Origin of the sequence: Tessaracoccus lubricantis (assembly GCF_039544535.1) — a bacterium.
Taxonomy (GTDB): domain Bacteria; phylum Actinomycetota; class Actinomycetes; order Propionibacteriales; family Propionibacteriaceae; genus Arachnia; species Arachnia lubricantis.
This window is the reverse complement of the sequence record NZ_BAABLV010000033.1, coordinates 1-6,421: the sequence shown is the minus strand read 5'-3', so window position 1 is coordinate 6,421 and position 6,421 is coordinate 1. Positions and strand designations below refer to the sequence as shown.

Here is a 6,421-nt window from a genome sequence, read left to right as displayed (position 1 = left end):
TGCTTCGGCGCCGTCGGGGTCGACGATCTCGTAGAGCTTGACCGACAGGGTGCGTAGTTCGTCGGGGCCCAGGTCGTGGGCGTGCCGCAGGATCGACTCCTGACACCTCTCGAGCTCGGCGCGGCCCAGGGAGGTGGGCAGTTTCCGCAGCGCATGCACGATGGCCTGGACCTGTTCCAACGAGACGGTGCCTTCCTGCAGGGCGGCGGCGACCAGTGGGAAGCGGGTGAGGTGCTGGGCCAGTTTCATCGAGCCGCGGGCCTGGCCGGAAGAGGCGCGTACCGAGTCACGGACCCCGGCCAGGGTGATGCCGTCGCAGGCTTGGTGGGCGTCGTTGAGGATGTGCAGCCGCAGCCCGGCGAGTTGGGCCAGGGTTTCGTCGAGGTGTTCGACCAGCGCGAGGCGTTGTTCGAACTTCAACGGGTCCGGGGAGAGTGAGGCAGCGGTGTCCCACAACGCGGCCATCGCGCGCTGCAGCAGCTCGACTGTCTCGTTCATGACCACTATTCTAAACGAACAGGGGGTCAATATCGATGACGTTCGTCATCGAATCCCCAACGTCTTTGGTGGCGGGTCATGGATGGCTGCGGGAGCCCTTCGTCGTGGCTCGGTGCTTCCTTCGATTGATTCGCTCGTTCCTCGCGAACACTCAGGACAAGCGCAAGCTCGCACACGCCACGCTCAGGGTCCGGCTGCTCTATTCCTCGATCGCCGCGGCGAACTGCGACTGGTACAGGTCGTAATACGCACCCTCAGCCGCAATGAGCTCCTCGTGGTTGCCCTTCTCGACGATGGACCCGTCCTCCATCACGAGGATCAGGTCGGCATCACGGATGGTCGACAATCGGTGGGCGATCACGAACGACGTCCGGCCGGTCCGCAGCGCCGCCATCGCGTGCTGCAGCAGCAGCTCGGTGCGTGTGTCCACCGAGCTGGTGGCCTCGTCGAGGATCAGCAGCGCCGGGTCCGCGAGGAACGCCCTCGCGATGGTGATGAGCTGCTTCTCGCCGGCCGAGACGTTCGAGCCTTCCTCGTCGATCACCGTGTCGTAGCCGTCGGGCAGCGAGTGCACGAAGCGGTCGACGAACGTGGCCCGGGCGGCCTCGATGATCTCGTCGGGCGTGGCGTCGGGGCGCCCGTAGGCGATGTTGTCCCAGATCGTGCCGCCGAACAGCCAGGTGTCCTGCAGCACCATGCCGATGTTCTGCCGCACCTCGCCGCGGGGGAGGGACGCGATGTCCACGCCGTCGATGGTGATGCGGCCGCCGTCGAGGTCGTAGAACCGCATGATGAGGTTGACCAGCGTGGTCTTGCCGGCGCCGGTGGGGCCGACGATGGCGACGGTCTGGTCGGGTTCGGCCACCAGCGACAGGTCGTGGATGAGCGGCTTGTCGGGGGAGTACGAGAAGTCGACATGCTCGAACGCGATCCGCCCTGGTCCCTGAGCGTCGCCCGCGAGCTTGCGAGCCGGCGACGACGAAGGGCCGCCAAGACCCTCGCTGCGCCCTTCGTCGTGCCCGCTCGTTCCTCGCGGGGCACGCTCAGGGACCAGACCGGTCATCTCCTCGGCGTCGAGCAGCTCGAACACCCGCTCCGCGGACGCGACGCCCGACTGCATCAGGTTCGCCATCGACGCCACCTGCGTCAGCGGCTGCGTGAACTGGCGGCTGTACTGGATGAACGCCTGCACGTCGCCGATGTTCATCTGGCCCGTCGCCACCCGCAGGCCGCCGATGACGGCGATCACCACGTAGTTGAGGTTCCCGACGAAGAACATCAGCGGCATGATGATGCCGGAGATGAACTGCGCGCCGAAGCCGGCCTTGTAGAGCTCCTCATTGCGCTTGGCGAACTCGGCCTCCACCTCCTTCTGGCGGCCGAACACCTTCACCAGCGCGTGCCCGGTGAACGCCTCCTCGATGTGCGCGTTGAGTTCGCCCGTGGACTTCCAGTTCTGCGCGAACAGCTTCTGGGAGCGCTTGCCGATCACCGCGGTGATCACCATGGCGACGGGGATGCTCAGCAGGGCGACCAACGCCAACGTGGGCGAGATCCAGAACATCATGATCAGCACGCCGATCACCATCAGCAGCGAGTTCAGCAGCTGCGACAGCGTCTGCTGCAGCGTCTGCGACACGTTGTCGATGTCGTTGGTGACGCGGCTCAGCACCTCGCCGCGGGGCTGGCGGTCGTAGTAGCTCAACGGCAGCCGGTCCAGCTTGGCGGCGACGCGCTGGCGCATGTCGTAGATGGTGCGCTGCACGGCGCCGTTGAGGATCCAGCCCTGGATGTAGGAGAACGCGAACGACACCACGTACAGGCCCAGCACGATGAGCAGGATGGTGCCGATGGCGCCGAAGTCGATGCCCTGGCCGGGGATGAAGTCGAGGTTGCGCAGCAGGTCGGCGAACTCGGTGTTGCCCTGTGCCTCGGCGCCCTGGATGAGCTGTTCCTTGGTGGCGGTGGCCGGGAACTGCATCCCGATGATGCCCTCGAGCATCTTGTCGGTGGCCAGGCCGAGGATCTTCGGGCCGACGACGGCCAGCGCCACCGACAGGGTGCCCAGCACGATGGCGGTGATGATGGCCGCGCGCTGGGGCCGCAGGTTGCGGATGAGGCGCCTGGCGGAGACGCCGAAGTTGGCGGCCTTCTCGCCGGTGCCGCCCATGCCGTGGCCGGGGCCCATCTGCCGGCCGGGGCCGTGCTTGGGGCGTTCGTTGGCCTTGACCGGCAGCCCCTTGGCGTCGTCGGTGTTCTGGGTGGTGTTCTGATCGGTCATCAGGCAGCCTCCTCCGCGCTGAGCTGGGATTCGACGATCTCCTGATACGTCGGGTTGCTCGCGAGGAGCTGTTCGTGGGTGCCGCGGCCGACGATCTGGCCGTCGTCCATGACGAGGATCTCGTCGGCGGAGGTGATGGTGGAGATGCGTTGCGCCACCACCAGCACCGAGGCGTCGCGGGTCACGGGCGCGAGCGCGGCGCGGAGCCGGGCGTCGGTGGCCACGTCGAGGGCGGAGAAGGAGTCGTCGAACACGTAGACGCCCGGCTTCTTCACCAACGCGCGGGCGATGGCGAGGCGCTGCCGCTGGCCGCCGGAGACGTTGGTGCCGCCCTGGGCGATGTCCGACTCCAGTTCGCCGTCACGTTCGCGGACGAAATCCGCTGCCTGGGCGACGGTGAGCGCCTCCCAGAGTTCGCCGTCGGTGGCATCCGGCTTGCCGTAGCGCAGGTTGCTTGCCACCGTGCCCGTGAACAGGTACGGCTTCTGGGGGACGAGGCCGATGCGGCTCCAGAGGTCGTCGGGGTCGAGTTCCCGCACGTCCACGCCGTCGACGAGGACGCGGCCCCCCGTGACGTCGAACAGGCGGGGGATGAGGTTGATCAGCGTGGACTTGCCCGCGCCGGTGGAGCCGATGATGGCCGTGGTCTTGCCCGGGGTGAGCGTGAAGGAGACGTCCTTGAGCACCGGGGCCTCGGCGCCCGGGTAGGCGAAGCTCACACCGTCGAACACGACGGTGCCGCGGGCCTGGTTGGCCTGCTTCGGCTGGGCGGGGGGTGCGACAGAGGACTCGGTGTCGAGGACCTCCATGATGCGGTCTGCGGAGACGGCGGCGCGGGGCGCCATCACCAGCAGCATGGTGGTCATCATCACGGAGATGAGGATCTGCATGAGGTACGCGATGAACGCGGTGAGCTGGCCGATCTGGATGTCGCCCGACGCGATGCGGTGGGCGCCGAACCACATCACGCCCACCGTCGAGATGTTCATGATGAAGCCGACGAAGGGGAACAGGAAGGCCATGAGGCGGCCCACCTTGGTGGTGACGTCCACCAGTTCGGCGTTGGTCTTCTCGAAGCGGACGGCCTCGTGGGGTTCGCGGACGAAGGCGCGCACCACGCGGATGCCGGTGATCTGTTCGCGCAGGACGCGGTTGAGGGCGTCGATGCGCTTCTGCATCTTCTCGAACAGCGGGCCCATGTTGACGATGAGCACCACGATGCCGATGCCCAGGATGACGACCGCGGCCAGGATGATCCAGGACAGCCCGGCGTCTTCGCGCAGGGCCATGAACACGCCGCCCACCATGGTGATGGGCGCCGAGACCAGCATGACCGCGGTCATGAGGACCAGCATCTGCACCTGCTGCACGTCGTTGGTGTTGCGCGTGATGAGTGAGGGTGCACCGAACTTGTTGAGCTCCTGCGTGGAGAAGCTCAGCGCGCGGTTGAAGATGGCGGTGCGGACGTCGCGGCCGAACTGCATGGCGGCGTTGGCGCCGGCCCAGACCGCGCCGATCTGCGCGGCGCCCTGGACGGCGGAGAGCAGCAGCATCACGCCGCCGGTGGACCAGATGTAGCCCGGGTCGCCCTTGACGACGCCCTCATCGATGATGCGGGCGTTGAGGGTGGGGAGGTAGAGGCTCATGATGGTTGCGATGGTCTGCAACACGATCACGATGGTGAGCAGCCCCCAGTAGGGGCGGATGTAGCGGTTGATGAGCCGCGCGAGGCGCGTGAGCATTAGTTGGCCTTTCTGGCGCCCGAGAGGGCGAGGGAGGCGAGGGTTTCGGGTGTGAGGGCCGCGGAGCCGTGGGCGTAGTTGAAGACATGGCCGAGCGCGAGGGTGCGCAGGAACTCAACGTACTGCGCGGGTGGGACAGATAGTTCGTCGACGTGGGGTTCGAGCTGGCCGAGGAGCCACTGCTCGAGTTCGTCCTTGCGTGCCTCGAGTTCCGTGCGGAGGCATTCCCCGCCGTCGGCCCCCGGAGCGTGGTGGACGGTGTGGAGGAGGCTGCGGATGTCGGTCATGCGTTGGGTGAGGATGACGATGGCCGCCTGCGACTTCGCGAGAAGGGAGTCGCCTGGGTCGACGGCGGCGATGTCTCTTTGGAGACGGGCGGCCGACAGCGCCTCACGCGTGGTGGCGGCGATGAGGTCTGGGAGTGAGGTGAAGACACGGAAGATGGTGCCCTCGGCCACGCCGGCGGCTTCCGCCACCTGCTTCGTCGTGAGGGAGGGGCCGTGGGTGAGGAGGAGGGGGAGGGTCGCCTCGATGAGGGAGGCGCGTCGTTCCTCTGGGGGCATGGGGGCAGCGCGGGTCACGGAGCGAGTGTAGTGAGTGAGGACTCACTCAGCAAGGCTCTAGCATCGCTCGCACGGACCTGCTCGGAAACCATCCCTTGCCATAGACTCCCCGCAGGTGAAGGAATCGTGCCGGTGAGGTCTGTTACGCGTGCTCGGTCGTTGAGCCCGCCACGTAGCGGTATGACGCCGGTCATCTACTGGCTGGAGCCCCCTTGAAGACTGTGGTCCTGGATACGACTGAGCTGTGGCGTGATCTAACTTGCGTAGGTCTCAGATTTCAACTGATTGAGCATCTTGGCGTTAACGCGTGGCTGCACGTTGTGATTCCGGCCGTGGTGTTTGAGGAATGTGTCGCCCACTATTCGCGGACGCTGAACGTAGCCCATCAATCGCACGGGAAGGTCCTCCCCCAGAGTGAGCGACGGCGGTTGGGGCTCCACATCCTGCCTCCCCTCTCTCCAAGAGCGTATCGGGAATACCTCGCCGATCGGTTCGACTGTCGCCTTGGCTTCACCCTTCTCCCGTGGCCGGAGGTGTCTCACGCGGACGTAGTTGCTCGTGCCGTGAACCGAATTCAGCCTTTCAATAGGAAGGGGAGCGGGTATCGCGACACCCTCGTGTGGATGGACGTTTGCCGGCTTGCGAGAGAGGGGAAGGACGTCGTGCTCATCTCGAATGATAAGGACGCATTCGCGGGACCTGACGGCAGTCTTTCTCCAGCCCTGGCGGAAGAAGTCGCGAATGCAAAGGGCAGCGTCGAACTGGTGCCTGAGTTCGAACCGTGGCTGCTCCGTGTTCTGCCCCGAGCTTCCGCAGGGATCGCCGAAGCGGTGAAAGACGCACAAGACTCTGAACTGTTCGAGTTCTGCATGCCATCAGACTTTCTTGGTGAGATCGCCCCTACTGTCGTTGACCTCGGCTTTCAGAGATCTCCGTGGTTCGTAACCATTGACGAGGTTGATTGGGCAGGCGAGTTCCTGAGAGTGGAGACCCATCTCGGATCGGATGGGCGCTACGCTGCCACGTATGACCTTGATTTCAATGTCGCTATAGCGGCCCATTTTCCTCCGCTGAATGTCGTCAATGACGAGTGGGCGTTGGAGAGGATCGATTCCTATGGTCTCGTCACACTGATCGGTTCGATGCGCATGGTAGCAAGGCTAATTGTTGTTTTCGGCGCCGACGTGTCCTTCATGATTGACGACATTGAGTGGCGTCGCGCTGATGGTGTTTGCACCGGTGCAGATGTCTATAACCCCAATGATGGCTCTTCGTACCTGAGCGTGGGGTCATAGTCGTAGACCGCCGCCGATGAGGAGCATTCTGAGGCGGTAGTT

5 protein-coding genes are annotated in these 6,421 nt (G+C 65.2%); 1 reads left to right on the top strand and 4 read right to left on the bottom strand.

What is annotated here, in order from left to right; genetic code table 11:
* The 4 genes from ABEA30_RS10185 to ABEA30_RS10170 all read right to left on the bottom strand — a co-directional run.
* On the bottom strand, positions 1-498 hold a 498-nt coding region (locus ABEA30_RS10185; RefSeq protein WP_345582465.1), incomplete at its 3' end, for a DUF222 domain-containing protein.
* Positions 499-697: 199 nt separating this feature from the next.
* Positions 698-2,779 carry an ABC transporter ATP-binding protein gene (locus ABEA30_RS10180; RefSeq protein ID WP_345582463.1) on the bottom strand — a complete coding sequence of 694 codons (2,082 nt, stop codon included), beginning with the start codon at positions 2,777-2,779 and terminating at the stop codon, positions 698-700.
* On the bottom strand, positions 2,779-4,521 hold the full coding sequence (locus ABEA30_RS10175; protein WP_345582461.1) for an ABC transporter ATP-binding protein: 1,743 nt from the start codon (positions 4,519-4,521) through the stop codon (positions 2,779-2,781). The genes ABEA30_RS10180 and ABEA30_RS10175 overlap by 1 nt, the downstream gene beginning before the upstream one ends.
* Positions 4,521-5,102: a TetR/AcrR family transcriptional regulator gene (locus ABEA30_RS10170; RefSeq protein WP_345582459.1), complete on the bottom strand. Its 582-nt coding sequence runs from the start codon at positions 5,100-5,102 to the stop codon at positions 4,521-4,523. Before ABEA30_RS10170 ends, ABEA30_RS10175 begins: the two co-directional genes overlap by 1 nt.
* 203 nt (positions 5,103-5,305) lie before the next feature.
* On the opposite strand from ABEA30_RS10170, the gene ABEA30_RS10165 reads away from it, so the two are divergent.
* On the top strand, positions 5,306-6,379 hold the full coding sequence (locus ABEA30_RS10165) for a PIN domain-containing protein (RefSeq protein WP_345582467.1): 1,074 nt from the start codon (positions 5,306-5,308) through the stop codon (positions 6,377-6,379).
* The last annotated feature ends 42 nt before the right edge of the window (positions 6,380-6,421 follow it).

What these genes read in the sequence shown, in the direction of transcription:
- ABEA30_RS10175 (WP_345582461.1), bottom strand. Translation starts at nt 4,521, where the DNA reads ATGCTCACGCGCCTCGCGCGGCTCATCAACCGCTACATCCGCCCCTAC.
- ABEA30_RS10180 (WP_345582463.1), bottom strand. Translation starts at nt 2,779, where the DNA reads ATGACCGATCAGAACACCACCCAGAACACCGACGACGCCAAGGGGCTG.